The following is a 25,828-nucleotide window of genomic DNA, read 5'->3' on the forward strand; positions in this document are numbered from 1 at the left end:
GCCCGCTGGACGCTCGGGGGAGAAGCGTCGAACCGCGGGAGACGCACACCACATCGTGCCGTCCAAACGACCTCGAATATCGTTCCATACTGGGATGACCAAATCAAGGGTCCCGATGCTGGAGGCTTGCTGTGCCCGACACCACCCCGACCGCTCCGGACCACGTCCCGGGCCGCCCGCCGGCCGTCACGACCCTGCTCGTCGTGGTGGGGCTCGAGGCCCTCGCGCTCGTCGTCACGACCGTCGTGCTGCTCGTGGAGTCGATCGTCGCGCCGGCGTCGAGCATCGCCTCGGCCGTCGCGCTCACCCTGCTCTGCGCGGTCGCCGCGCTGTGGCTGGTCTCGCTGGTCGTCGGGCTGCGGAATCGTCGGGCGTGGGTCCGCGCCGGCATCCTCGTGTGGCAGGTGTTGCAGGGTGCCCTGGCCATCGGTGCGTTCCAGGGCGTGTTCCGGGTCGCCTGGGTCGGCTGGGCCCTCCTGATCCCCGCGCTGCTCGGGCTCACCCTGGTGCTCTCGCGTGCCGTGACGGGATGGCTCGTCCCGCGCGACGCACGCGACGAGTAGCCGCGACCGTGTGACGGACGGGAGGCGCGGGGCCGACCGGCACCGCGCCTCCCGTGCGTCGTGGGGCGGGTCTCAGACCAGGCCGAGCTTCTTCCGCAGGCTCGCCACGTGCCCGGTCGCCTTCACGTTGTAGAGCGGCAGCTGCACGACGCCGTCCTCGTCGACGACGATCGTCGACCGGATCGTGCCGGTGACGATCTTCCCGTAGTTGTTCTTCTCGCCCCACGCGGCGTACGCCCGGTGCACCGACAGGTCCGGGTCGCTGAGGAGCGGGAAGGTCAGCGCCTGCTCGTGCTGGAAGGTCTTGAGCTTCGCGGGCTCGTCCTTCGAGATGCCCAGGACCTCGTAGCCGGCCGCCTGGAGCGACGACATGTTGTCGCGGAAGTCGCAGGCCTCGGTCGTGCAGCCGGGGGTCGACGCCGCCGGGTAGAAGTACACGATCACCTTGCGACCCCGCAGGTCCGCGAGGCTGTGCTGCGCGCCGTCCTGGTCCGGGAGGGTGAAGTCGGGGGCGGTGTCGCCGGCTGCGAGACGGTCGGTCATGGTGCTCCTGTTCGGTCGCGGCGCCCGAGTGGTCGTGGGCACGCGAAAGTCATGCTAATGTTGTTTCCCGTTGCAGCACGGAAGTGCGAGAGCGACAGACAACTGAACACCATGCGCCTCTAGCTCAATTGGCAGAGCAACTGACTCTTAATCAGTGGGTTCTCGGTTCAAGTCCGAGGGGGCGCACCGCAAGGCCCGGTCGGATCACTCCGACCGGGCCTTCTTCGTTCCCCGGGACGGTCCGGTCGGCGGCCCCGGAGGGCGACACGCGCGGAGTGCAGTCGGGGCTCAGATCCGCGACCAGGATCTCGACGTGCTCGAGTCCGACCCGGGGAGGCCTCAGGTGGTCGGGAGGTCGACCACGCGCGTCCCGCCGACGAGGGGTGCGAGGGCACCGCCCGTCGCCGCCGCGAGCTCGGCACCCAGGACGTCGAGCGCGTCCTCGGGGACCCAGAGCGTGAACCCGACGGTGCTGCCGTAGGTCGGTGGGTCGAAGGTCGCTCCGTGCTGCTGCACCCACTGCCGCAGCACGTTGTCGATGCGGCCGGCGTCCGCGTGGGGCGCGGTGACGTCGACGCGGGTCAGCTCGACGCGCTGCAGCGTCGTGGCGCGGTCCAGCGTCTCGGACACCGAGGTCGAGTACGCGCGGACGAGTCCGCCCGCACCGAGCTTCACCCCACCGAAGTACCGGGTCACGACGGCGACCACGTCGGTCAGGTCGCGACGACGCAGGACCTCGAGCATCGGGACCCCGGCGGTCCCGGACGGCTCCCCGTCGTCGGAGGACCGTGCCTGGTCGCCGAGGACCCCCGTGACCATCGCGGAGCAGTTGTGCCGGGCGTCCCAGTACCGGCGGCGGACCTCGGCGACGGCGCGCTCCGCGTCCTCGACCCCGCTGACGGGGACGACCGTCGTGACGAACCGCGACCTCGTGACGACGATCTCGTGCTCGACGGTGCCGGCGATGGTCGACGGGAAGTGGCGGGGCACGTGCTCGAGGGTAGCCGCGCGCCGTCGGCGGCCCGCGCTACGATGGCGTGCACAGCCGACGACTGGGGAGGAGTCCGATCGACATGACGACCGTGGATCCCAGGGGCGGCGCGCTCGACGCTGCCGAGCTCGCTCGTCGACTCAACCTGTTGCTCGACTTCGAGGAGTCGCAGCGCGGCGCTCCCGTGCCCTTCGCGGCGATCGAGGAGTACGTCGCGGCGCAGGGTGGTTCGCTCTCCCGCGCCAAGTGGACGTACATGCTCTCCGGCGACGGCCGACGCAACCGGGACACCGACCTCCTGCGCCTGCTCGCCGGGTTCTTCGAGGTCGACGAACGCTTCCTGCTCGAGGACAGTGCCGTGCCCGAACGGATCGGCGCCCAGATCGCGCTCGTCCGTGCCCTGCGGTCGGCGCGGGTGAGCGGCTTCGCCGCGCGGACGTTCCCGGGGGAGCTCTCACCCGAGGCCCTGCGGCGCATCGCCCAGGTGCTCGAGGAGGAGTCGGCACGAGGGGGTGTGGCGTGACGGACCCCTCGGTCGAGGCCTTCTGGGCCCGCGGGGCAGCCGAGGGGTGGTCGGACATCGACCAGGCCGTCGCCGCTGCCGCCGACCACGTCGGCAAGCCGGTCGTCGTGCGCGAGGAGTCGTTCCTCAGCGCCGAGCCGGTCTGCGGGTTCGTGGCGACGCTCGAGCACCAGCACCTCGTGATGATCTCCCCGACGAACTCGGCGACGTTCCGGTCGTTCGTCATCGGCCACGAGCTCGGGCACGTGCTGCACCGGCACTCGGAGCACGCGGCACAGTCGGCCTACGTGCGCGACGTGATCCCGGACGTCCCCGAGTACAAGGTGGAGCGAGCACTCGCGCGCGGGCTGTTCTCGAACACCTACGAGCACGAGGCCGAGCTCTTCGCCGACCGCCTCGCCGCCCTCATCCGGTCGAACCGAGGTCGTCCGAGCGCCTTCCGCGGGGTCTTCGGGTGATCGTCTCCGTCACGATGGCGGTGGTCCTCGTCGTCGGGACGGTGGTGCTGTTCCGACTGCAGCGGGGGCAGGACCGGACGCTCGCGGTGACGTTCCTGCTGTTCACCGCGACGATCGTCACGAACGTCGATCCGCTGTACCGCTGGCTCGACCCGCTCGTCGGTGGCCGCAACGTCGTCACGGTCGTCAGCGACTGCCTGATGATCGCCGGGACGAGCACGCTCCTCTGGGGTGTCGCGAAGGCCGTCGGCGCAGCGTGGCGGTGGCTGCGGACCGCCATCATCGTCGCGTTCGCGGTCGTCGTGGTGGTGGTCGTGGCGGCGTTCCTCGCGCTCGACCAGCCGCCGACCACGACGACGTTCATGCTCGTCGCGGGGCACCAGCCCGCCGCGGCCGTCTACTCGATCGCGCAGACGACCTACCTCGGCACCGCGGTCGGCGCCACCGGTGTGATCTGCATCATGCGCCTGCGGGAGGCCCGGACGGCGGCGGACCTGGTCGGGCTGTGGGTGATCGTGCTCGGCGGGGTCCTCGGTGTCGCGCGGATGGTCGTCGTCGCCGTGATGGACGTCGCACACGTGGTCGGTCGCCTCGACGTCACCCGCGCGCTCACCCCGCCGTACGACGTCACGACGCCCGGCGCGGTGCTCTGCATGGCCTCGGGGATGCTGCTGCTGGTCATCGGCCACCAGCTCTCCCGTCGACGCCGTGCGCGCCGCCTGGACGCCGCCCTGGCCGCCCTCGAGCCGCTGCACGCCCGCATCGGTACCGACAACGCCTACCCGGCGACCGAGGACACCGCGACGCGGCTCAGCCGGACCATCGTGGAGATCAACGACGGTGCCCGTCGCTCGCGCCGACCACTGGACGCCGACGAGCGCATCGTGCTCGCCGAGGCGGAGTCCGCGCTCGACGAAGCGCTCGCCCCTGCTCGCGACTCCGTCTGAGTCCTGCTCGTCTGCATCGGTCGGATCACGTTCCCGAGCAGCGCTCGACGTTGCGGCGTGCTTCCGTGTAGGGTCTGTAGCACGTGCTACACGACGGGGTCCCTCGTCGTCGGCACGCCGGGGAGGTCTCGGCCGCGTTGGGGGCGGCCGAGCACCCCCGGGCTCACGCTCGGGTCACGAGCCGGGGTCGCGTCGCTGTCTAGACTCGTCGGGTGACCGTCTTCGCCGCCATCGTCCTGTTCCTCGCCGCCGTGTTCAACCTCGTGACATGGCCGCGCTTCTTCCAGCGGGTCGCGAAGGACAGCCGGGCGCGCGACGCGGCCGGCAAGCCGACGACGTTCTACACGGTGCACCTGGTGCTGCTGCTCATCGCGATCGCGATCGCCCTCGCCGCCGTGGTCGCGGGGATCCTGCTGCTGGTCTGACGCGGTCCGCCTGACCACCTGACGGACGGGAGGGGCGGTGCCGGCTGGTACCGCGCCTCCCGTCCGTCCGAGGTCACCACGCGCTCGTGAGCCGCCGCCGTCCCGGCGAGACGCCGCTGTATCCGGCGGCGTCTTGCGGCGCCTGCGGTGTCTCGCACGAACGCAGGCGTCTCGCGCTGATGCCGGCGTCTCGCGCTGATGCCGGCGTCTCGCGCCGATGCCGGCGTCTCGCGCTGATGCCGGCGTCTCGCGCGCGTCGAGCGACCCGGACGGCTCAGGAAGCCGGCGGCAGCGGCGCCCCGAGCGCCCGCTCGAGCCCGAGCCGCGCCACCCGCTCGTCGCCGGTGTCGAGCAGCACGCGGAACGTCTCGTCCTCGCACACGAACTCCACGCACACCGCGTCGAAGTCGCACGGCTCGATGCGCCACCCGGTGACCTGGTCAGTCGGCACCCGCGTCAGTGCGTCGCGCTCGAAGCTCGTCTCCGCGCGGACGGTGTCCTCGTAGACCCGGATCCGCCCGAAGGTGCCGCGCCAGGTGAGCTGGAGGTCGAGCGTGGGGGAGACAGAAGGGTCCGGCACGCGCCGATCGTACCGGCGCGCACCGGACCCTGTCCGGGAGGCGCGATCAGCCGCGGGAGCTGCCCGGTCCGTCCTGTCCGTCGCGGCGGACCTGGTTCGCGGGGTCGCGGACACCGATCGGGAACGGCCCGGTCACACCCTCGCGGAGCGCGGCGATGCGGAGGATGCGGTCGCGCTGCAGGAACCAGCCGACGATCAGCAGCGGGATGATGACCACGAGCGAGGCGATCGTGTACGTGCCGACGGGGTAGTCGATCGCCATGAGCACGACCACCGACGCCAGGAACGCGAGCGTCAACCACGAGGTGACCGGGGCGCCGGGCAGCTTGAACGACGGCTCCTTCGCGAGCCCCTGCTTCGCCCACTGCCGCAGCTTCATCTGGCAGAGGATGATCGTGCCCCACGCGGTGATGATGCCGAGGCTCGCGACGTTCAGCGCGATCTCGAACGCCTGCGCCGGCACGAAGTAGTTGAGGGCGACGCCCGCGACGGTGAACGCCGCGGTGAGCAGGATGCCGGCGTACGGCACACCGCCCTTCGACATCTTCGTGGTCCACTTCGGCGCGGAGCCGTTCATGCCCATCGAGTGCAGCGCGCGGCCGGTGGAGTACAGCCCCGCGTTCAGCGACGAGAGCGCCGCGGTGAGCACCACGAAGTTCATGATCGACCCGGCGACGACGCCGACCTGCGGGTTGCCGAGCGACGAGAAGAACGTCACGAAGGGGCTCTGCCCGTCCTTGTACGACGTGTACGGCAGGAGGAGGGAGAGCAGGACGACCGACCCGACGTAGAAGACCGCGATGCGGAAGACGACGGAGTTGATGGCGCGGGGGATGACCTTCTCGGTGTCCTGGGTCTCGCCGGACGCGGTGCCGACGAGCTCGATGGCGGCGTAGGCGAACACGACGCCCTGGACGACGAGCACCGCCGGCAGCACGCCGTTCGGGATGAGTCCGCCGTTGTCGGCCCAGATCGAGAAGCCCGTGCGGACCGCCTCGCCGCCGGTCTCCACCGGGAAGGCGAAGATCAGCCAGACGAGGGCGATCACGAGGAACGCGACGAGTGCGGCGACCTTGATGAGCGCGAACCAGAACTCGAGCTCGCCGAACACCTTGACGGCCACCATGTTGGCGGCGAGCACGACGACGAGGGCGATGAGCGCGAGGAGCCACTGCGGTGCCGCGGTGAACGCGCTCCAGTAGTGGAGGTACAGCGCGACGGCGGTCGTGTCCACGATCGAGGTCATCGCCCAGTTCAGGAAGTACATCCACCCGGCTGCGTAGGCGAACTTCTCGCCGTAGAACTCGCGGGCGTAGGAGATGAACGACCCGGAGGACGGGCGGTGCAGGACGAGCTCGCCGAGCGCGCGCAGGATGAAGAACGCGAAGACGCCGGCGATCAGGTAGGTCACCGCCAGCGCGGGGCCGGCGGTGTTCAGGCGTCCGCCCGCGCCGAGGAAGAGCCCGGTGCCGATGGCCCCACCGATCGCGATCATCTGCAGTTGCCGGGGCTTCAGACCGTGCTGGTAGCCCTCCTGCTCGTGCGAGAAGTCGTTCGCGGGCTTCGCAACACCCGTGTCGTTCTGCGCTGTCATGCGCGCCAACCTACATGTGTGGACGGCCCGGGGTGGAACGGGAGCCCACCCTGAACGACACCACAGGTGTGCCGACGCTGAACGCCCACCGACGCCGGTCCGACAGCATGGACGGATGGACACCCTCCTCCGACTCCTCGTCGCGATCGGGATCGCCCTGCTCGTGACGGCCGCCGCAGCGCTCGTCCTGCACCTCGTGCTCCGGACCATCGCCCGCCGGGAACGCTGGGCCGCGGTCCTGTCCCGGCGCACCAAGCACCCCGCGCGGTCGATCCTGCTCATCGCGCTGCTCTGGACGGCCTTCACGACGAGCATCCCGCACGACGAGGACACCTACCCGTGGCGCGACGAGGTCTCGCACGCCTTCCTCATCGCCACCATCGCCGTCGGCTGCTGGCTGGCGTGCCAGATCGCCATCTTCCTCGAGGACCTCGGCCTGCACCGCTACCGCGTCGACGTCCCCGACAACCGGGTGGCACGGCGCATCCGCACCCAGGTCCTCATCATCCGCCGACTCACGGTCGCCGTGCTCGTCATCATCGCGGTCGGCGCGATCCTGCTGACCTTCCCCGGGGTCGAGGCCGCGGGCGCGAGCGTCCTGGCCTCGGCCGGACTCATCTCCGTCGTCGCGGGTCTCGCGGCGCAGTCCACCCTCGGCAACGTGTTCGCCGGCATGCAGCTCGCGTTCTCCGGGTCGATCCGCGTCGACGACGTCGTCGTGGTCGAGCAGCAGTGGGGGCGCATCGAGGAGATCACCCTGACCTACGTCGTCGTGCACCTGTGGGACGACCGCCGGTTCGTGCTCCCGTCGACCTACTTCACGTCCACGCCGTTCGAGAACTGGACCCGCACCGGCAGCGAGCTGCTGGGCGCGGTCGAGTTCGACCTCGACTGGCGGATCAGTCCGACCGAGATGCGCGGGGAGCTCGACCGCATCCTGTCGACCTCGACGATCTGGGACGGTCGGACCAAGGTGCTCCAGGTCACCGACGCGGTGAGCGGGCTCGTGCGGGTCCGCATCCTGGTGTCCGCTCCGGACGCCGGCGGCCTGTTCGACCTGCGCTGCTACGTCCGCGAGGAGATGGTCGAGTGGGTGCAGCGCGAGCACCCCGACGCCCTGCCCCGTCAGCGGGTGCAGGTCACGCAGGGCACCGAGCGCGTCGGCGAGCGCCGCGCCCGCACCGAGGAGCAGGACGCTGCGCTCTTCCGTGAGGGCGACGAGCGCACCGCGCTGTTCACCGGTCCGATCCAGACGTCCGACATCCGCCCGGACGAGGTCCCGCCCGAGCGCTGACCGCACGCGCTGACAGCCTGCGCTGACCGCACGGGCGCCCGCAGGTCGCGACGCCACGGGACGACGGACGGGAGGCGCGGTACCGGTGGGTACCGCGCCTCCCGTCCGTCGTCCGGTCACCGTCGTGACCACGACGTGCGTCCTAGCGCTGGCGCGCCTTGACGGCTCGGTCGTCCTCGACGACCGTGCCGAGCGCGACGATCGTCGTCGCGAGCCACGCGATCCACGTGAGGGCCAGGCGCCAGTCGCGCGGCCCCTGCCGGGTGGTCTGCACGACGCTGTAGCCGCTGATGATCGAACTCCACACCGCACCGCTGAACATGAACTTCCGCACGGGTTCCTCCTCCTGGTCGTCCCCGCCACGCTACCGGCCGCTACATTGGAGCGCCGCCGGTCGCCCTGCCGGTCCGCAGAGCGAGGAGACACCGTGCGCCAGGCCGTCATCGGGGGAGTGCTGCTCGTCGTGGGCGCCGTCTGCGTCGCGCTCGGGCTGCTGCCCCTCTCGGACCTCGGCGCGCTGGCCGACCGGGTCGTCCCGGTGCTCGCGTTCGTGCTCGGGCTGACGATCGTGTCGGAGCTCGCGGCCGACGCCGGTGTCTTCGACCGGCTCGCCGACCTGGCGGCCCGGGTCGGCGGAGGGCGCACGATCGGCCTCTGGGCGGCCGTCGTCGTGCTCGCGGTGGTCTGCACGGTCTTCCTGAGCATCGACACCACGGCGGTGCTCCTCACCCCGATCGTCATCACGCTTGCGCGTCGCGTCGGGCTGCCGCCGATGCCCTTCGCGCTCACGACCGTGTGGCTCGCCAACACGGCGTCGCTCCTGCTGCCGGTGTCGAACCTGACGAACCTGCTCGCCGTCGACGGGATCGGCCTCGACGGCCCGATCCCGTTCGCCGGCCTCATGGTGTGGGCGGCGCTCGCCGGGGTCGTCGTGCCGTGCGCGGTGCTCCTCGTGGTGTTCCGCGGGAAGCTCTTCGGCCGGTACACGCCGGTCGACGTGCGACGGCCGCGCGACCCGCTGTTCTTCTGGGCGGCCTCGGTGGTGCTCGTCCTGCTCGTGGTCGCGCTGACCGCCGGCGTGACGGTCTGGGTCGCGGCGCTCGTCGCGGCGGCGCTGCTCGTCGTCGTCGCCGCGTTCCGCGCACCGTCCGAGCTCCGGCCGTCCCGCGTCCCCTGGGCGACGCTCGTCTTCGCGGCCGGGCTGTTCGTCGTCGTCGAGACCCTGCACGCCACGGGGCTCACCGACCCGATCGTGCAGGCGCTGTCCGGCGGCACCGACACCGGGTCGCTCCTGCTGCTCGGCGGTGCCGGCGGGGTCGCGGCGAACGCCATCGACAACCTGCCCGCGTACCTGGTGCTCGAGCCGGCCGCCGGACACGAGGCGCTGCGCTACGCGGCGCTCCTGGTCGGCGTGAACGCGGGGTGCCTCATCACGCCGTGGGCCTCGCTCGCGACGCTGCTGTGGCACGCACGGCTGTCGGCCGAGGGCGTGCACCTGTCGTGGGGACGCTACATGGCGCTGGGGTGCGTGGTCGCGCCGCTCACCGTCGTCGCCGGTGTGCTCGCGCTGCAGCTCTGAGGCGGCCGGCTACAGCCAGTCCTTGCTCTTGAACACGCGGTAGAGCACGAGCGACGTCGCGACGATCAGCGACACCGACGCGGCCAGCCCGCTCCAGTGCCCCTCCCCGGGGAACGTCACGTTCTGCCCGAAGAACCCGGTGATGGCGGTCGGGATCGCGATGATCGCCGCCCAGCTCGTCACCTTCTTCATCACGGTGTTCTGCCGGTTCGACGCCAGGTTCAGGTTCGTGTCGAGGACGCTCGACACCGCGTCGCGGAGCTGCTCGACCGAGTCCGCGATCGTCACGAGGTGGTCCTCGACGTCACGGAGGTACGGGCGGATGCCGTCGGCGATCGTCTCGGCGTCGCCGTGCAGCAGGGACCCGACGCTGTCGCGCGTGGGCACGACCTGCCGCCGGAGCACGCCGAGCGCCTTCCGCAGCCGGAAGGACCGGCGCTGGACCTGCTGCTCGCGCGGGTCCCCGTGCTCGAACAGGTCGTCCTCGAGGTCGTCGATGCGTGCCTCGATGTCCTCGACGGCCTTCGTGGCGTGGTCGACGACGGCGTCGAGGAGTCCCCAGACGAGCCAGGGCACCCCGCGGTCGGCCAGGTCGGCGTTCGCCTCCAGCCGCCGTTCGACGGCGCCGAGGTCGACGTCGGGGCCGTGGATGGTCACGAGCGCCCGGTGCGTGACGAAGGCCTTCACCTCGTGCGTGACGAGCTCGCCCTCGGCGTCGAGGCCGTCGACGTCGTAGACGACCAGGAACAGGCTGTCCCGGTAGCGGTCGAGCTTCGGCCGCTGCCCGTGCTCGAGGGCGTCCTCGACCGCGAGCGCGTGCACCCCGAGCTCGTCCTCGAGCTGGTCCAGGTCACCGGGGTCCGGGTCGACGTGGTCCACCCACACGAAGGTGCCGTCGTCGCGCTCCAGCAGGTCCGACACCCGCTCGACGGGGAAGTCCCGCTCCACCGCGGTGCCGTCCCGCCACGCCCGTGTCATGACCATGGCGACGAGCCTAGTGACGGCGCACCGAGAGCCGGCCGCCCCTCCGCTGGTACCGTCGGCCTCGATCCCGGCGCACCGGCCGGAGGGAACGGAGACACCAGCACCCCATGGCAGCAGACACCGACCCGGACCGCTACGCCTTCGTCGTCGCCTCGAACCGCCTCCCGGTGGACCGCGTCGTCGACGAGGACGGCAACGAGGGGTGGCGGCACTCGCCCGGCGGGCTGGTGACGGCGCTCGAACCGGTCATGCGCGCCAACGACGGCGCCTGGGTCGGGTGGGTCGGCCAGCCGGACGTCGAGGTCGCACCGTTCGACAACGAGGGCATCCACATCGTGCCGGTGCCGCTCAGCGCCGCCGACGTCGAGGAGTACTACGAGGGGTTCAGCAACGACACGCTGTGGCCGCTCTACCACGACGTCATCGAGCACCCGAGCTACCACCGCGACTGGTGGATCGCGTACCGACGCGTCAACGAGCGCTTCGCCGACCAGATCGCCGAGATCGTCGAACAGGACGGCATCGTGTGGGTGCAGGACTACCAGCTGCAGCTCCTGCCGGCGCTGCTGCGGGAGCGCCGCCCCGACCTGACGATCGGCTTCTTCAACCACATCCCGTTCCCGCCGGTCGGCATCTACGCGCAGCTGCCCTGGCGCGCGCAGATCCTCGACGGGCTGCTCGGTGCCGACGTGATCGGCTTCCAGCGCCAGGACGACGCGAGCGACTTCCTCCGCGCGGTCCGGCACATCAAGGGCTACACCACCAAGGGGTCGACCATCGACGTCCCCGTGGACGACCCGGCGGCCCCGCGGAGCCGCAAGGGCATCACCGTGCGGCACGTCGAGGCACGGCACTTCCCGATCTCCATCGATGCCGAGAGCTTCGAGGAGATCGCCCACCGGCCCGAGGTGCAGGAGCGCGCGCGGGAGATCCGCGAGAGCCTCGGCAACCCGAAGACCGTGCTGCTCGGCGTCGACCGGCTCGACTACACGAAGGGCATCCGGCACCGGATCAAGGCGTTCGGCGAGCTCGTCGAGGACGGCCGGATCGCGGTCGAGGACGCCACGCTCGTGCAGGTCGCGAGCCCGAGCCGCGAGCGGGTCGACACCTACGCGACGCTGCGCGACGAGATCGAGCTCACCGTCGGCCGCATCAACGGCGACCTCGGGGTCATCGGCCACCAGCCCATCGCGTACCTGCACCACGGGTACCCGCGCGAGGAGATGGTGGCGCTCTACCTGGCCGCCGACATCATGCTCGTCACGGCCCTGCGCGACGGCATGAACCTGGTCGCGAAGGAGTACGTGGCCGCCCGGTTCGACAACGACGGCGTGCTCATCCTGTCCGAGTTCGCGGGTGCCGCCGACGAGCTCAAGCAGGCCGTCATCGTCAACCCGCACGACATCGGCGCGCTGAAGGACTCGATCCAGCGCGCCATCGAGATGCCCCGCCGCGAGCGCTCCACGCGCATGCGCGCGCTCCGCAAGCGCGTCCGCGACAACGACGTGGCCCGGTGGTCCCGCTCGTTCCTCGAGGCGCTCGACCGGCACGCCCCGCGCGGGTCGCGGATCGACCCGTCCGACGACGGCGGCGAGCGGCACCGCGAGGCGGAGGACGACGGGATGTCGATCTTCGACCAGGACGCGCAGAAGGCGCGTGCCGCCGAGGACACCCGGGAGGCACGCGGTGCCTGAGGTCTCCACCGACCCGGCCGTCCTGGCGGCGGCCCTCGAGACGCTCGCGGCTGCGCCGCGACTGCTCGTCGCCCTCGACTTCGACGGCACGCTCGCACCCTTCGCCGACGACCCCGCACGGGTCGGGGCGCTCCCCGGTTCCTGGGCCGCGGTGCTCACCCTGCAGCGCGCCCGCGACACCGAGGTCGTGCTCGTCTCCGGGCGTCCGCTCGAGGGGCTCGCCCGGGTGTCGCACGCGCCCGACGGCATGGCGCTCGTCGGGTCGCACGGCGTCGAGTGGCGCGTGGACGGCCACGACGAGGCCGCGCTGAGCGACGACGAGCTCGCGCGGGTCGAACGGGTCGGCGCTGCCCTCGACGAGGTCGGTGCACGGTTCCCCGACGTCGTGATCGAGCACAAGCCGGCCGGCCACGGTGTGCACACCCGGCGGGCGAGCGCCGAGGACGCGGCCGCGGCGAACGCGGCGGCGCACGAGGCGGCGCACGCAGCAGACCCGGACGTGCTGGAGCGCGGCGGCAAGGACATCGTCGAGTTCGCCGTCCGGCACGTCACGAAGGGCGACGCGATCGATCGACTGCGCGGGCTCCGCGGGGCCGACGCGGTGTTCTTCGCCGGCGACGACGTCACCGACGAGGACGCCTTCCGGGTGCTCCGCGACGGCGACGTCGGCGTGAAGGTGGGGGAGGGCGACACGCTCGCCGCCCACCGCGTGGCCGACCCCGCGGCGCTCACCGACGTCCTGAAGCAGCTCGGACGCCTGCGCGCGACGCGCTGACGACCCGGCCCCGCGCCTCCCGTCCGCGCAACGGTGTCCGGGTGGTATCCCAACTGGTCCTAGACTGCCTCCATGCCTGACATCGACGTGAAGCCGCGCAGCCGGGTCGTCACCGACGGGATCGAAGCGACCACCTCGCGTGGCATGCTCCGCGCCGTCGGCATGGGCGACGCCGACTGGGACAAGCCGCAGATCGGGATCGCCTCGTCCTGGAACGAGATCACCCCCTGCAACCTCTCGCTCGACCGCCTCGCCCAGGGCGCGAAGGAGGGCGTGCACTCCGGCGGCGGGTACCCGCTGCAGTTCGGCACCATCTCCGTCTCGGACGGCATCTCGATGGGCCACGAGGGCATGCACTTCTCGCTCGTCTCCCGCGAGGTCATCGCCGACAGCGTCGAGACGGTCGTCAATGCCGAGCGCCTCGACGGCACCGTGCTGCTCGCCGGCTGCGACAAGTCGCTCCCCGGCATGCTCATGGCCGCCGCGCGCCTGGACCTCGCGAGCGTCTTCCTCTACGCGGGCTCGGTCATGCCGGGCTACGTGAAGCAGGCCGACGGCTCCTTCAAGGAGGTCACGATCATCGACTCCTTCGAGGGCGTCGGTGCGTGCAAGGCCGGCACCATGACCGAGGCCGAGCTCAAGGAAATCGAGTGCGCGATCGTCCCGGGCGAGGGCGCCTGCGGCGGGATGTACACCGCGAACACGATGGCGAGCGTGGCCGAGGCCCTCGGCATGTCGCTGCCCGGGTCCGCGGCCCCGCCGAGCGCCGACCGTCGCCGTGACTACTACGCCCACCGCTCCGGCGAGGCGGTCGTCAACATGCTGCGCCTCGGGCTCACCGCCCGCCAGATCCTGACGAAGGAGGCGTTCGAGAACGCCATCGCCGTCGCGATGGCGCTGGGAGGCTCGACCAACGTCGTGCTGCACCTGCTCGCGATCGCGCACGAGGCCGAGGTCGAGCTGAGCCTCGACGACTTCAACCGCATCGGCTCGAAGGTGCCGCACCTGGCGGACATGAAGCCGTTCGGCAAGTACGTCATGGTCGACGTCGACCGCAACGGCGGCATCCCGGTGATCATGAAGGCGCTGCTCGAGGCCGGTCTGCTGCACGGCGACGTCATGACCGTCACCGGCAAGACCCTCGCCGAGAACCTGGCCGAGATCGACCCGCCGGAGCTCGACGGCGAGGTCTTCCGGAAGCTCGACAACCCGATCCACACCACCGGTGGCCTGACGATCCTCAAGGGCTCGTTCGCGCCCGAGGGTGCCGTCGTGAAGACCGCCGGCTTCGACGCTGCCGTGTTCGAGGGCCCGGCGCGGGTGTTCGACCGCGAACGCGCCGCCATGGACGCCCTGACCGAGGGACGGATCCAGAAGGGCGACGTGGTGGTCATCCGCTACGAGGGCCCGAAGGGCGGCCCCGGCATGCGCGAGATGCTCGCCATCACCGCGGCCATCAAGGGCGCGGGCCTGGGCAAGGATGTACTACTGTTGACGGACGGACGATTCTCAGGCGGCACAACCGGCCTGTGCATCGGCCACATCGCACCGGAAGCCGTGGACGCAGGTCCAGTGGCATTCGTGCGCGATGGCGACCGCATCCGTGTCGACATCGCGGCTCGCTCGCTCGACCTACTGGTCGACGACGCCGAGCTGGAGGCCCGCCGAGAAGGCTGGGCCCCGCTGCCCCCGCGCTACACCCGCGGAGTCCTCGCGAAGTTCGCGAAGCTCGTCCAGTCCGCCGCCAAGGGCGCGGTCACGGGCTAGCGTCGACACGTTCGAACCGCCATCCCTCCAGGCAAGGACCACCTCATGCCCACGGAAGCCACTCCGCTGTCCGCGGCCGCCGGTACGCGGCGGTCGCCCGAGATCCTGACCGGCTCGGGAGCCGTCCTGCGGACGCTCGAGCACCTCGGGATCACCGACGTCTTCGGCCTGCCCGGCGGCGCGATCATCCCGTTCTACGACGAGCTCATGGCGTCGACGACCATCCGTCACGTCCTCGTGCGCCACGAGCAGGGTGCCGGCCACGCCGCCGAGGGGTACGCCTCCTCGTCCGGCAAGGTCGGTGTCGCCATCGCGACGTCCGGTCCCGGTGCGACGAACCTCGTCACGGCGATCGCCGACGCCTACATGGACTCGGTGCCGTTCATCGCGATCACCGGGCAGGTGTTCTCGACCCTGATGGGCACCGACGCCTTCCAGGAGGCCGACATCGTCGGCATCACGATGCCGATCACGAAGCACTCGTTCCTCGTGACCGACCCCGCCGACGTGCCGGCGACGCTGGCGGCGGCCCACCAGATCGCGACGACGGGTCGTCCGGGCCCGGTGCTCGTCGACATCACGAAGGACGCCCAGCAGAAGTCGGCGCCGTACGTCTGGCCGCCGAAGATCGACCTGCCCGGCTACCGTCCGGTCACGAAGGCGCACGGCAAGCAGATCACGGCCGCGGCCCAGCTGCTGGCCGAGGCCGAGCGTCCGGTGCTGTACGTCGGCGGCGGCGTCGTCCGCTCCGGTGCGTCGGCCGAGCTCCTGCGCTTCGCCGAGGCCACCGGTGCGCCGGTCGTCACGACGCTCATGGCCCGTGGCGCCTTCCCGGACTCGCATCAGCAGCACCTCGGCATGCCGGGCATGCACGGCACGGTGCCCGCGGTGCTCGGCCTGCAGGAGAGCGACCTCATCGTCGCCCTCGGCGCACGCTTCGACGACCGGGTGACGGGCAAGGCGGACGAGTTCGCGCCGCACGCCAAGGTCGTGCACGTCGACATCGACCCCGCGGAGATCTCGAAGATCCGCTTCGCCGACGTGCCGATCGTCGGCGACGCCCGCGAGGTCCTCGTCGACCTCCTCGATGCGTGGGACGACGTCTCCGCCGACCGGGCGGACACGAGCGCCTGGTGGGCGAAGCTCGACCAGCTCCGGCAGGACTTCCCGCTCGGGTACGCGGAGCCGACCGACGGGCTGCTCGCGCCGCAGGCGATCATCAAGCGCATCGGTGAGCTCACCGGTCCCGAGGGCGTGTTCGCCTCCGGGGTCGGTCAGCACCAGATGTGGTCCGCGCAGTTCATCCGGTACGAGCGGCCGAACGCCTGGCTGAACTCGGGTGGCGCCGGCACCATGGGCTACTCGGTCCCCGCGGCGATGGGCGCGAAGGTCGCCCAGCCGGACCGCGTGGTCTGGGCGATCGACGGCGACGGCTGCTTCCAGATGACGAACCAGGAGCTCGCGACCTGCGTCATCAACGACATCCCGATCAAGGTCGCGATCATCAACAACTCCTCGCTCGGCATGGTGCGGCAGTGGCAGACGCTGTTCTACGACGGGCGACACTCCTTCACCGACCTGCAGACCGGTCACGGCACGCGCCGCGTCCCGGACTTCGTGAAGCTCGCCGACGCCTACGGTGCCCTCGGCATCCGCGTCGAGAAGGCGGACGAGGTCGACGCCGCCATCCAGCTCGCCCTCGAGACGAACGACCGCCCCGTGGTGATCGACTTCGTGGTCAGCCGCGACTCGATGGTCTGGCCCATGGTCCCGCAGGGCGTCAGCAACTCGTCCATCGAGTACGCCCAGGCCCTCGCCCCGACCTGGGACGACGAGGACGCCGACATGACGGGAGAAACCGCATGAGCCACGTCCTCTCCCTCCTCGTCGAGGACAAGCCGGGTCTGCTGACGCGCGTCGCGGGGCTGTTCGCCCGGCGCGGCTTCAACATCGAGTCGCTCGCCGTGGGCGGCACCGAGGTCGAGGGCCTGTCCCGGATCACGGTCGTCGTCGACGTCGAGGACCTGCCGCTGGAGCAGGTGACGAAGCAGCTCAACAAGCTCGTCAACGTCATCAAGATCGTCGAGCTCGACTTCTCCCAGTCGGTGCAGCGCGAGCACATGCTCGTCAAGGTCCGCGTCGACAACCAGACCCGCTCGGCCGTGCTCGAGGCCGTGAACCTCTTCCGCGCGCAGGTCGTCGACGTGGCGACCGACTCGCTCATCGTCGAGGTGACCGGCGATCCGGGCAAGATCCAGGCGATCCTCCGCGTCCTCGAGCCCTACGGCGTCAAGGAACTCGCCCGCGCCGGTCTGCTCGGCATGGGCCGTGGGCCGAAGAGCATCACCGACCGCGTGCGCTGAGCACACCCCGCTTCCGGGCGGGAGGCGCGGGGCGGTCCCGCCACGCGCCTCCCGTCCGCACACCACAAGCCACCAGAACCAAGGAGACACACCCTCGTGACTGACATCGTGTACGACGCCGACGCCGACCTGACGCTCATCCAGGGCAAGAAGGTCGCCGTCATCGGCTACGGCTCGCAGGGCCACGCCCACGCGCTCAACCTCCGTGACTCCGGCGTCGAGGTCGTCATCGGCCTCAAGGAGGGCTCGAAGAGCCGCGACAAGGCGACCGAGGCGGGCTTCGAGGTCCTCACCCCGGCCGAGGCGACGAAGAACGCCGACGTCGTCGTGATCCTCGCGCCGGACCAGGTGCAGCGCATCGTCTACGCCGAGGACATCGAGCCGAACCTGAAGGACGGCGCGACGCTCGTCTTCGGCCACGGCTTCAACATCCGCTACGGCTACATCGAGGCCCCCGAGGGCGTCGACGTCGCGCTCGTCGCGCCGAAGGGCCCGGGGCACACCGTCCGTCGCGAGTACGAGGCCGGCCGCGGCGTGCCCGTGATCGTCGCCGTCGAGGTCGACGCCTCCGGCAGCGCCTGGGACCTCGCCTGGTCGTACGCCAAGGCCATCGGCGGCCTGCGATCCGGCGGCATCAAGACGACCTTCACCGAGGAGACCGAGACCGACCTGTTCGGTGAGCAGGCCGTCCTCTGCGGTGGCACGTCGCAGCTCATCCAGTACGGCTTCGAGACCCTGGTCGAGGCGGGCTACCAGCCGCAGATCGCCTACTTCGAGGTCCTGCACGAGCTCAAGCTCATCGTCGACCTCATCTGGGAGGGCGGCCTCACCAAGCAGCGCTGGTCGATCTCCGACACCGCCGAGTTCGGTGACTACGTCTCCGGCCCCCGCGTGATCTCGCCCGAGGTCAAGGAGAACATGAAGGCCGTGCTCTCCGACATCCAGGACGGCACCTTCGCCAAGCGCTTCATCGAGGACCAGGACGCCGGCGCGCCGGAGTTCAAGGAGCTCCGCGCGAAGGGCGAGGGCCACCCGATCGAGGCCACCGGCCGCGAGCTCCGCGCGCTGTTCGCGTGGAAGTCGAACGACGCCGACTACGTGGACGGCTCGGCCGCGCGGTAGTCTGCGGTCGACCACCCGACTCCCGAGGCGGCGGTGCGTTCGCACCGCCGCCTCGCGACGTGACCCGAACGACATGCACCTGTACCCCTCCAGCTCCAGCGCCAGCACCTGGCGCCCCCGTGGCGTCCCCGTACCCCGGCGCTCCGCTTCCGTGACCCGTTCCGCAGTGCTGCCGATGCGGCTCCGCGGCGTCGCGAGGAGTGGTCACGACCGGGTCCTCCGACGTGGGAGGATCATCGGATGGCGGTGACGAAGCGAGCGGTCCACATCGGCGCCGGCAAGATCGGGCGCGGGTTCGTGGGTCAGTTCCTGGTCGCGAGCGGCTACGAGCTCACCTTCGTCGACGTGGACGACCGCGTCGTCTCCGCGCTCAACGACGCCGGCCGCTTCGTGGTCCACGAGGTCGGCGAGCAGCCCGTCGAACACCTCGTGTACGGCTTCCGTGCACTCAGCAGCAAGACCGACCGCGAGCGCGTCGTCCAGGCGATCGCCGAGGCCGACGTCGTCACGACCGCCGTCGGTGCACGCACGCTGCCGCTCGTCGCCCCGGTCATCGCCGAGGGCCTCGCGGCACGGGCACCGGAGCGCGGCGACGTCACGGTCGTGGCCTGCGAGAACGCCTTCAACGCGACGGACTCGCTGCACGCCAGCATCCGACGCGCCCCGATCCTCGAGGACCGTCACGTCGCGGCGGTCTTCGCGAACTGCGCGATCGACCGCATCGTCCCGGACCAGTCCGGGGTGCTCGGACAGTCCGGTGGTCTCGACGTCGTGCTCGAGCCGTTCTACGAGTGGGTCATCGAGCGCACCCCCTTCGCTCCGTCCGACGCCGAGCCGCCGCAGATCGACGGCGTCACCTGGGTCGACGACCTGCAGCCGTTCGTCGAGCGGAAGCTCTACACGGTGAACACCGCCCACGCGACCGCGGCGTACCACGGCTTCGTCCGCGGGATCCGACTCATCCGCGAGGCCCTCGAGGACCGCGAGGTCCGCGCCGAGGTCGACGGGGTCCTCGCCGAGACGACCGCGCTCCTGGTCGCCAAGCACGGGTTCGACCCGGCCGAGCACGCCCGCTACGTCGCTGCGAACCTCACCCGCATCGCGAACCCGCTCCTGCCGGACACCACGGCGCGTGTGGGGCGCAACCCGCTGCGGAAGCTCGGACGGCGTGAGCGCTTCATCGGCCCGGCGTCGCAGCTGGCCGAACGCGGGCTCCCGGTCGAGCACCTGCTCGGAGCGGTCCGGGTCGCCCTGGCGTTCGACGACGAGAACGACCCCGAGTCGATCGAGCTGCACGCCCTGCTCCGCTCCGGCGCGACGGCGCACGCACTCACCGAGATCCTGACCGGGCTCGTGGAGAGCCACCCGCTGTTCCCCGCGGTGCGCGACGTCGTCGCCGGGGTCCTCGCGACCCAGCCCGCCGACGTCTGAGCGGTCCCTCGTGGTGTCCGCCGTCGCGGGTCCCTCGTAGAATCGTCCCCATGACCACGGCAGCATCCCCGCCCGACGGCTCGGTCGACCACGACGACGACGCCCTCAGCTGGGGTGACGCGGACGACGCGACCCACGTCGACGCGGCCCACAACCCGGTCACGGTGAAGGGCCACGGCGGACGCGACCCGGAGCGCCCGGAGACCTCCGGTGCCCTGGTCGGCTTCGGGGTCTTCGGCGGGCTCTACCTGCTCTACACGGTGGCGTGGCTGCTCACCGCCTCGACCGCGTACGTCGCGAACGTCGACACGCTGCTCACCGTCTTCGTCGAGGTCCTCCGCTTCCTGTCGATCGTCGCGCCCGCGCTGTGGTTCACCGTGGTGCTCTGGGCCGGTCGTGGTCGTCGGACCCGCACGCGGCTGCTGTGGATGCTGCTCGGAGCCGCCGTGCTCTTCCCCTGGCCGTTCCTCATGACCAGGAGCTTCGGGTGACCGCCACGACACCGGCAGCCCGCCGGACCTCGTCCCCGCTCGTCGGCCGCATCGTCGTCTGGGTGGTCTTCGGCGCGCTGTTCGCCTACATGACCGTCCAGAGCGTCGGGAACCTCGTCACCGTCTCGCAGTCGGTTCGCGCGTTCAACACGTTCCTCGAGACGACCTCCGGTGGTTCGTCGCTGCAGCGCAGCACCCCCTGGGGCTGGCTCGTCCTCGACATCGCGATCGCTCCCGTCGCGTTCGTGGTCGCCCTCTGGACGACGCGCCGGGCTCGGCTGTCGGTGACGGTCGGTGTCTTCGTCGTCGCGTTCGCCGCGGCGGGCGCGCTCTGGCTCGACCTCCAGCTGTTCGTGCCGCGCCTGCTCGACTTCTGACGCACGTCGCGACCGTCCCACGGACGGGAGGCACGGTGCCCGCTGGCTCCGCGCCTCCGGACCGGCGTGTGGTTCCGTCGGGGACCGACGGTGCGGTCGTAACCGGGTCCCCGCGTCGATACGATGGTGGGATACCGCCCGTCTCGTGTGAGGAACTGCAGCTGTGCCGAAGCCGGTCGTCCTGATCGCCGAAGAACTCTCGCCCGCCACCGTCGACGCCCTCGGGCCCGACTTCGAGATCCGGAACGTGGACGGTACCGACCGTGCCGCGCTCCTGTCCTCCCTCGCCGACGCGCACGCCGTGCTGGTGCGGTCCGCCACGAAGATCGACGCCGAGGCCATCGCCGCGGCGCCGCACCTCAAGGTGGTCGCCCGCGCGGGCGTCGGCCTGGACAACGTCGACATCAAGGCGGCGACCACCGCCGGCGTGATGGTCGTCAACGCGCCGACGTCGAACATCATCTCGGCCGCCGAGCTCACGGTCGGCCACATCCTGTCGCTCGCGCGCCACATCCCCGCGGCCCACGCGTCGCTCGCGGCCGGCGCGTGGAAGCGTTCGTCGTACACGGGCGTCGAGCTCTACGAGAAGACCGTCGGCATCATCGGCCTCGGCCGCATCGGCGCGCTCATCACGCAGCGCCTGCAGGCGTTCGGCGTCTCGGTCATCGCGTACGACCCCTACGTCACGACGGCCAGGGCCCAGCAGCTCGGGGTCGAGCTGGTGTCGCTCGAGGACCTCCTCCGTCGTGCGGACTTCACCACGATCCACATGCCGAAGACGCCGGAGACGGTGGGCATGATCTCGGACGAGCAGTTCGCGCTCATGAAGCCGACCGCCTTCGTCGTGAACGTCGCCCGCGGCGGCCTGATCGACGAGGACGCCCTGCACCGGGCGCTCACGTCCGGGGAGATCGCCGGCGCCGGCCTCGACGTGTTCGTGTCCGAACCGCCGAAGGACTCGCCGCTGCTCGCGCTGCCGAACGTCGTCGTCACGCCGCACCTCGGCGCCTCGACGGACGAGGCCCAGGAGAAGGCCGGCGTCTCCGTCGCGAAGTCCGTGCGCCTCGCGCTCGGCGGCGAACTCGTGCCGGACGCGGTCAACGTCGCCGGCGGCGTCATCGACCCGTACGTCCGTCCGGGGATCCCGCTCATGGAGAAGCTCGGTCAGGTCTTCACCGGCCTGGCCACCTCGCCGGTGACGAGCATCGACGTCGAGGTGCACGGCGAGCTCGCGCAGTACGACGTCAGCGTGCTGAAGCTCGCAGCCCTCAAGGGCGTCTTCACCGACGTCGTCAGCGACCAGGTCTCGTACGTCAACGCTCCGCTCATCGCGGAGCAGCGCGGCGTGAGCGTCCGGCTCATCACCGACGCCGACAGCCCGGAGTACCGCAACGTCCTCACGATCCGCGGTGCCCAGTCCGACGGGCCCGCGATCAGCGTGTCCGGCACGCTGACCGGTGCCAAGCAGGTCGAGAAGCTCGTGGAGATCAACGGCCACGACGTCGAGGTCGCCCTCGACGCGCACCACGTCGTGATGGTCTACACCGACCGCCCCGGCATCGTCGCGGTCTACGGCAAGGAGTTCGGCGACGCCGGCATCAACATCGCCGCGATGCAGATCTCGCGCGAGGCCGCCGGCGGGCAGGCGCTGAGCGTCCTGACGGTCGACTCGCCGGTGCCAGCGGAGATCCTCGAGCACGTGCGTTCCACCATCGACGCGACCTCGCTCCGCGAGATCGACATCACGCTGTAGGGGTCCGGGACATGGCACAGACGGTCAAGCTGGCGGTCGTCCGCGGCGACGGCATCGGGCCCGAGGTGGTGGACGAGGCGCTGAAGGTCCTGCACGCGGTGCTGCCGGACGACCTCGACGTGCAGGAGACCGCCTTCTCGCTCGGTGCCGCCCGGTACCTCGAGACGGGCGACATCCTCACCGACGACGACATGTCCGCGATCGCCGAGCACGACGCGATCCTGCTCGGCGCCGTCGGCGGAGACCCGCGGGACCCGCGCCTCGCGGGCGGGATCATCGAGCGTGGGCTCCTGCTCAAGCTGCGCTTCGCGTTCGACCACTACGTCAACCTCCGCCCCACGACGGTGTACTCCTCGGTCGCGAGCCCGCTCGCCGACCCGGGCGCGGTCGACTTCGTCGTCGTGCGCGAGGGCACCGAGGGCCCGTACGTCGGCAACGGCGGCGCGATCCGCGTCGGCACGCCGCACGAGATCGCCACCGAGGTGTCCCTCAACACGGCACACGGTGTCGAGCGCGTCGTCCGGTACGCCTTCGACCTCGCCTCCCGCCGCCCGCGGAAGCACCTGACCCTCGTGCACAAGAGCAACGTGCTCGTGCACGCGGGTTCCCTCTGGCAGCGGACGGTCGCGGCGGTCGCCGAGGAGCACCCGGACGTGACCGTCGACTACCAGCACGTCGACGCGGTGACGATCCACATGGTCCGCGAGCCCGGGCGGTTCGACGTCATCGTCACCGACAACCTGTTCGGGGACATCATCACCGACCTGGCCGGCGCGATCAGCGGCGGCATCGGTCTGGCGGCCTCGGGGAACATCAACCCGGACGGCACCTTCCCCAGCATGTTCGAGCCGGTCCACGGTTCCGCGCCGGACATCGCAGGCCAGCAGGTCGCCGACCCGACCGCCGCCGTCCTGTCCGTCGCCCTGCTGCTCGACCACCTCGGTCGTGCAGACCTGGCGGCGGCCGTGACACAGGCGGTCGAGGCCGACCTCGCGAGCCGGGGCACCACGCCGCGCAGCACGGCCGAGGTCGGCGACGCCATCGCCGCCGCGGTCGCAGCACGCACCACCACCGCCTGACAGGAGTCACCCTGATGAGCAGCACCGACACCGAGACCGACGGCGACTTCGCCCTCGAGTTCGCGAACACGCCGTCGCCCGAGCGTCGGGCCGCGGCCGAGCGCGAGGAGATCCTCGCCGACCCGGGCTTCGGCAAGTACTTCACCGACCACATGGCCAGCGTCGCGTGGTCGCTCGAGGCCGGCTGGCACAACGCATCGATCCACCCGTACGGACCGCTGACCCTCGACCCCAGCGCCAGCGTGTTCCACTACGCGCAGGAGATCTTCGAGGGCATGAAGGCCTACCGCCACGCGGACGGGTCGGTGTGGTCCTTCCGGCCGGACGCGAACGCGCGCCGCTTCCAGCGCTCGGCCCGTCGGCTCGCGCTCCCGGAGCTGCCGCTCGAGGTCTTCGTCGAGTCGGTCCGGCAGCTCGTCCGCGCCGACGTGGACTGGGTGCCGTCGGCGCCGGAGACCAGCCTCTACCTGCGCCCGTTCATGATCGCGACCGAGTCCTTCCTCGGGGTCCGTGCCGCGCAGGAGGTCGCGTACCACTGCATCGCCAGCCCGGCCGGGGCGTACTTCACGTCCGGACCGAAGCCCGTGAGCATCTGGCTGTCGACGAAGTACGCCCGTGCCGCACGTGGCGGGACCGGTGCTGCGAAGACCGGCGGGAACTACGCCGCGTCCCTGCTCCCGCAGCAGGAGGCCTACGAGCAGGGCTGCCAGCAGGTGATGTTCCTCGACTCCGAGGAGGGCAGGTACCTCGAGGAGCTCGGCGGCATGAACGTCGTGCTCGTGCGGTCGGACGGCACGCTCGTCACGCCGGACTCGGAGTCGATCCTCGAGGGCATCACCCGCGACTCGATCCTGCAGCTCGCCGAGGACCGCGGGCTCCGGGTGGAGCGTCGTCGGGTGACGCTCGACGAGTGGCGGGACGGGGTGGCCGACGGCTCGATCACCGAGGCGTTCGCCTGCGGGACGGCCGCGGTGGTCACGCCGATCGCGGAGCTCCGCGGCGAGGGCTTCACGATCGGGTCGCCGACCGTCGGTGCCGGCGAGCTGACGATGTCGCTCCGCCAGGAACTGACCGACATCCAGTACGGCCGTCGTCCCGACCCCCACGGGTGGATGACGCGCCTGACGGACCCGGCCTGAGCCGCGGATCGGTAGGGTCGAACAGTGAAGATCGCACGGTTCAGCAGCACGGGTGAAGACCCGCGGTACGGCATCCTCGACGAGCGTGACCTGGTCGTCCTTGCGGGGGACCCGATGTACCAGGGGTTCGAGACGACGGGGGAGCGGGTGCCGCTCGCCGACGCCAAGCTCCTCGCGCCGGTGATCCCTCGGTCGAAGGTGATCGGCGTCGGCCTGAACTACGCCGAGCACGCGTCGGAGATGGACGAGCGGTCGGGGGACGACCCCGTGGTCTTCCTCAAGCCGAACACGGCGGTCATCGGTCCGGACGACCCCATCCGTCTGCCGGCCGAGGTCGGTCGTGTCGACCACGAGGGCGAGCTCGCCATCGTGATCGGCTCGCTCGCCAAGAACGTCCGGCGTGAGGACTTCGCGAGCGTCGTGCTCGGGTACACGATCGCGAACGACGTGACTGCGCGCGACCTGCAGGCCCGCGACGGACAGTGGACGCGAGCCAAGGGCTTCGACACCTTCTGTCCGCTCGGTCCGGTCATCGAGACCGAGATCGACCCGTCGGACATCCGACTCGAGACCCGCGTGGACGGCGAGCTGCGCCAGGCGGCGTCGACCAGCGAGATGGTGCACGACATCCCGTCCCTGGTCGAGTTCGTGTCGTCGATCTGGACCCTCCTGCCCGGCGACGTCATCCTCACCGGTACCCCGGCCGGGGTCGGGGCCATCCGCGACGGCGAGGTGGTGGAGGTCCTCATCGAGGGGATCGGCTCGCTGAAGAACCCGGTCATCGCTCGCCACTGAGCGCTCGCGACACCCGAACGGCCCGTTCCCACAGAGGAGCGGGCCGTTCGCCGTACCGGGGCCACGAGGTGCCGACAGGGCGACACGCCCGGGATGTGGGTGGTGTTGGTGGTGTGGTCGGGCCGTGCGTAGAGTAATCACTCGTTGCCGCTGAGGCGGAGAACGGAACGGCCGAGACGGTCACCGGGTTCACCTGGGGATCTTGTCCGCCACGGTTCTTCCCCGGCAACGAACTTCCAGCCCCTCTGATGAGGTACCACTGTGGTGGTGCTGAGTGGGGGGTGCGTCTGGTCCTTGAGAACTCAACAGCGTGCACATTGTCAATGCCAATTATTTTGACCCCGTGCGACCGCAGCTTTGGTTGTGGTCGTCGGAGACAATTCCTTTTGGATTGAATTGATTGTCAGTAGACAGTCTTTACAGTCAAGATCAACTCGGCCTGCTGCTTCGGTGGTGGGTTGGTAATTTTTTTACGGAGAGTTTGATCCTGGCTCAGGACGAACGCTGGCGGCGTGCTTAACACATGCAAGTCGAACGATGATCAGGAGCTTGCTCCTGTGA

Annotated in this window: 26 protein-coding genes, 1 tRNA gene and 1 rRNA gene; 22 read left to right on the forward strand and 6 right to left on the reverse strand. The window is 70.7% G+C overall.

Annotated elements, in window-relative coordinates:
- Positions 1–131 precede the first annotated feature (131 nt).
- Complete coding sequence (locus tag J2X59_RS02340; RefSeq protein ID WP_326495557.1) at positions 132–563, forward strand: hypothetical protein; 432 nt, start codon at positions 132–134, stop codon at positions 561–563.
- A 72-nt stretch (positions 564–635) separates the two neighbouring features.
- On the opposite strand, the gene bcp is transcribed toward J2X59_RS02340, so the two are convergent.
- A complete protein-coding gene (gene bcp, locus J2X59_RS02345; RefSeq protein ID WP_326495558.1) occupies positions 636–1,106 on the reverse strand; it encodes a thioredoxin-dependent thiol peroxidase in 471 nt (156 codons plus the stop codon).
- A 113-nt stretch (positions 1,107–1,219) separates the two neighbouring features.
- Here bcp and J2X59_RS02350 point away from each other — a divergent pair.
- Positions 1,220–1,292: transfer RNA gene (locus J2X59_RS02350), tRNA-Lys, on the forward strand.
- A gap of 153 nt (positions 1,293–1,445) precedes the next feature.
- On the opposite strand, the gene J2X59_RS02355 is transcribed toward J2X59_RS02350, so the two are convergent.
- Positions 1,446–2,096, reverse strand: coding sequence for an IMPACT family protein (locus J2X59_RS02355; protein ID WP_066654956.1), 651 nt, complete (start codon positions 2,094–2,096; stop codon positions 1,446–1,448).
- Between the two features lie 83 nt (positions 2,097–2,179).
- On the opposite strand from J2X59_RS02355, the gene J2X59_RS02360 reads away from it, so the two are divergent.
- From J2X59_RS02360 to J2X59_RS02375, 4 genes are all read left to right on the forward strand, one after another.
- The gene (locus tag J2X59_RS02360) at positions 2,180–2,620 is read left to right on the forward strand and encodes a hypothetical protein (RefSeq protein WP_066654954.1); all 441 of its coding nucleotides are present in this window, start codon (positions 2,180–2,182) and stop codon (positions 2,618–2,620) included.
- Entirely contained in the window at positions 2,617–3,078 is a 462-nt protein-coding gene (locus tag J2X59_RS02365) for an ImmA/IrrE family metallo-endopeptidase (protein ID WP_066654952.1), read from the forward strand. The genes J2X59_RS02360 and J2X59_RS02365 overlap by 4 nt, the downstream gene beginning before the upstream one ends.
- Positions 3,075–4,025, forward strand: a complete 951-nt coding sequence (locus J2X59_RS02370; protein WP_326495559.1) for a hypothetical protein — start codon at positions 3,075–3,077, stop codon at positions 4,023–4,025. The genes J2X59_RS02365 and J2X59_RS02370 overlap by 4 nt, the downstream gene beginning before the upstream one ends.
- A 212-nt stretch (positions 4,026–4,237) precedes the next feature.
- The gene (locus J2X59_RS02375; protein ID WP_326495560.1) at positions 4,238–4,450 is read left to right on the forward strand and encodes an SCO4848 family membrane protein; all 213 of its coding nucleotides are present in this window, start codon (positions 4,238–4,240) and stop codon (positions 4,448–4,450) included.
- A 274-nt stretch (positions 4,451–4,724) separates the two neighbouring features.
- On the opposite strand, the gene J2X59_RS02380 is transcribed toward J2X59_RS02375, so the two are convergent.
- Positions 4,725–5,030: a hypothetical protein gene (locus tag J2X59_RS02380; protein ID WP_326495561.1), complete on the reverse strand. Its 306-nt coding sequence runs from the start codon at positions 5,028–5,030 to the stop codon at positions 4,725–4,727.
- A gap of 46 nt (positions 5,031–5,076) precedes the next feature.
- Entirely contained in the window at positions 5,077–6,624 is a 1,548-nt protein-coding gene (locus J2X59_RS02385) for an amino acid permease (protein WP_326495562.1), read from the reverse strand.
- A gap of 115 nt (positions 6,625–6,739) precedes the next feature.
- Between J2X59_RS02385 and J2X59_RS02390 the strand changes: the two genes are divergently transcribed.
- Complete coding sequence (locus J2X59_RS02390) at positions 6,740–7,918, forward strand: mechanosensitive ion channel family protein (protein WP_066654941.1); 1,179 nt, start codon at positions 6,740–6,742, stop codon at positions 7,916–7,918.
- A 142-nt stretch (positions 7,919–8,060) separates the two neighbouring features.
- Here the strand turns inward: J2X59_RS02390 and J2X59_RS02395 are convergent, their stop codons facing one another.
- Positions 8,061–8,252 (reverse strand): hypothetical protein, encoded by a 192-nt coding sequence (locus J2X59_RS02395; RefSeq protein WP_058728987.1) that lies wholly within the window; start codon positions 8,250–8,252, stop codon positions 8,061–8,063.
- Between the two features lie 93 nt (positions 8,253–8,345).
- Between J2X59_RS02395 and J2X59_RS02400 the strand changes: the two genes are divergently transcribed.
- Positions 8,346–9,497 carry an SLC13 family permease gene (locus J2X59_RS02400; RefSeq protein WP_066654936.1) on the forward strand — a complete coding sequence of 384 codons (1,152 nt, stop codon included), beginning with the start codon at positions 8,346–8,348 and terminating at the stop codon, positions 9,495–9,497.
- 9 nt (positions 9,498–9,506) lie between these two features.
- Here J2X59_RS02400 and J2X59_RS02405 read toward each other — a convergent pair whose 3' ends face one another.
- Entirely contained in the window at positions 9,507–10,481 is a 975-nt protein-coding gene (locus tag J2X59_RS02405) for a magnesium transporter CorA family protein (RefSeq protein ID WP_066654931.1), read from the reverse strand.
- A gap of 107 nt (positions 10,482–10,588) precedes the next feature.
- On the opposite strand from J2X59_RS02405, the gene otsA reads away from it, so the two are divergent.
- The 14 genes from otsA to J2X59_RS02475 form a co-directional block, all read left to right on the forward strand.
- Complete coding sequence (gene otsA, locus J2X59_RS02410) at positions 10,589–12,175, forward strand: alpha,alpha-trehalose-phosphate synthase (UDP-forming) (protein WP_066654929.1); 1,587 nt, start codon at positions 10,589–10,591, stop codon at positions 12,173–12,175.
- Positions 12,168–12,950, forward strand: a complete 783-nt coding sequence (gene otsB / locus J2X59_RS02415) for a trehalose-phosphatase (RefSeq protein WP_326495563.1) — start codon at positions 12,168–12,170, stop codon at positions 12,948–12,950. The genes otsA and otsB overlap by 8 nt, the downstream gene beginning before the upstream one ends.
- 72 nt (positions 12,951–13,022) lie before the next feature.
- Positions 13,023–14,717 carry a dihydroxy-acid dehydratase gene (gene ilvD, locus J2X59_RS02420; RefSeq protein ID WP_066654925.1) on the forward strand — a complete coding sequence of 565 codons (1,695 nt, stop codon included), beginning with the start codon at positions 13,023–13,025 and terminating at the stop codon, positions 14,715–14,717.
- A 45-nt stretch (positions 14,718–14,762) separates the two neighbouring features.
- On the forward strand, positions 14,763–16,583 hold the full coding sequence (locus J2X59_RS02425) for an acetolactate synthase large subunit (RefSeq protein WP_326495564.1): 1,821 nt from the start codon (positions 14,763–14,765) through the stop codon (positions 16,581–16,583).
- Entirely contained in the window at positions 16,580–17,080 is a 501-nt protein-coding gene (gene ilvN / locus J2X59_RS02430) for an acetolactate synthase small subunit (protein WP_066654921.1), read from the forward strand. Before J2X59_RS02425 ends, ilvN begins: the two co-directional genes overlap by 4 nt.
- Positions 17,081–17,176: 96 nt before the next feature.
- Positions 17,177–18,202 carry a ketol-acid reductoisomerase gene (gene ilvC / locus J2X59_RS02435; protein WP_111226977.1) on the forward strand — a complete coding sequence of 342 codons (1,026 nt, stop codon included), beginning with the start codon at positions 17,177–17,179 and terminating at the stop codon, positions 18,200–18,202.
- 240 nt (positions 18,203–18,442) lie between these two features.
- On the forward strand, positions 18,443–19,633 hold the full coding sequence (locus J2X59_RS02440; protein WP_066654917.1) for a mannitol-1-phosphate 5-dehydrogenase: 1,191 nt from the start codon (positions 18,443–18,445) through the stop codon (positions 19,631–19,633).
- Between the two features lie 50 nt (positions 19,634–19,683).
- Complete coding sequence (locus J2X59_RS02445; protein WP_066654915.1) at positions 19,684–20,124, forward strand: hypothetical protein; 441 nt, start codon at positions 19,684–19,686, stop codon at positions 20,122–20,124.
- Positions 20,121–20,501 (forward strand): hypothetical protein, encoded by a 381-nt coding sequence (locus tag J2X59_RS02450; RefSeq protein ID WP_066654913.1) that lies wholly within the window; start codon positions 20,121–20,123, stop codon positions 20,499–20,501. Before J2X59_RS02445 ends, J2X59_RS02450 begins: the two co-directional genes overlap by 4 nt.
- Positions 20,502–20,664: 163 nt before the next feature.
- Positions 20,665–22,254, forward strand: a complete 1,590-nt coding sequence (gene serA / locus J2X59_RS02455; RefSeq protein ID WP_326495565.1) for a phosphoglycerate dehydrogenase — start codon at positions 20,665–20,667, stop codon at positions 22,252–22,254.
- A gap of 11 nt (positions 22,255–22,265) precedes the next feature.
- Positions 22,266–23,333, forward strand: a complete 1,068-nt coding sequence (locus tag J2X59_RS02460; RefSeq protein ID WP_326495566.1) for a 3-isopropylmalate dehydrogenase — start codon at positions 22,266–22,268, stop codon at positions 23,331–23,333.
- 14 nt (positions 23,334–23,347) lie between these two features.
- Positions 23,348–24,472 carry a branched-chain amino acid aminotransferase gene (locus J2X59_RS02465; RefSeq protein ID WP_326495567.1) on the forward strand — a complete coding sequence of 375 codons (1,125 nt, stop codon included), beginning with the start codon at positions 23,348–23,350 and terminating at the stop codon, positions 24,470–24,472.
- 24 nt (positions 24,473–24,496) lie between these two features.
- The gene (locus J2X59_RS02470) at positions 24,497–25,267 is read left to right on the forward strand and encodes a fumarylacetoacetate hydrolase family protein (RefSeq protein ID WP_066654901.1); all 771 of its coding nucleotides are present in this window, start codon (positions 24,497–24,499) and stop codon (positions 25,265–25,267) included.
- 469 nt (positions 25,268–25,736) lie between these two features.
- A 16S ribosomal RNA gene (locus J2X59_RS02475) occupies positions 25,737–25,828 on the forward strand; the annotation flags it as partial.

It is taken from the genome of Curtobacterium sp. 260 (assembly GCF_030803485.1).
Lineage (GTDB): Bacteria > Actinomycetota > Actinomycetes > Actinomycetales > Microbacteriaceae > Curtobacterium.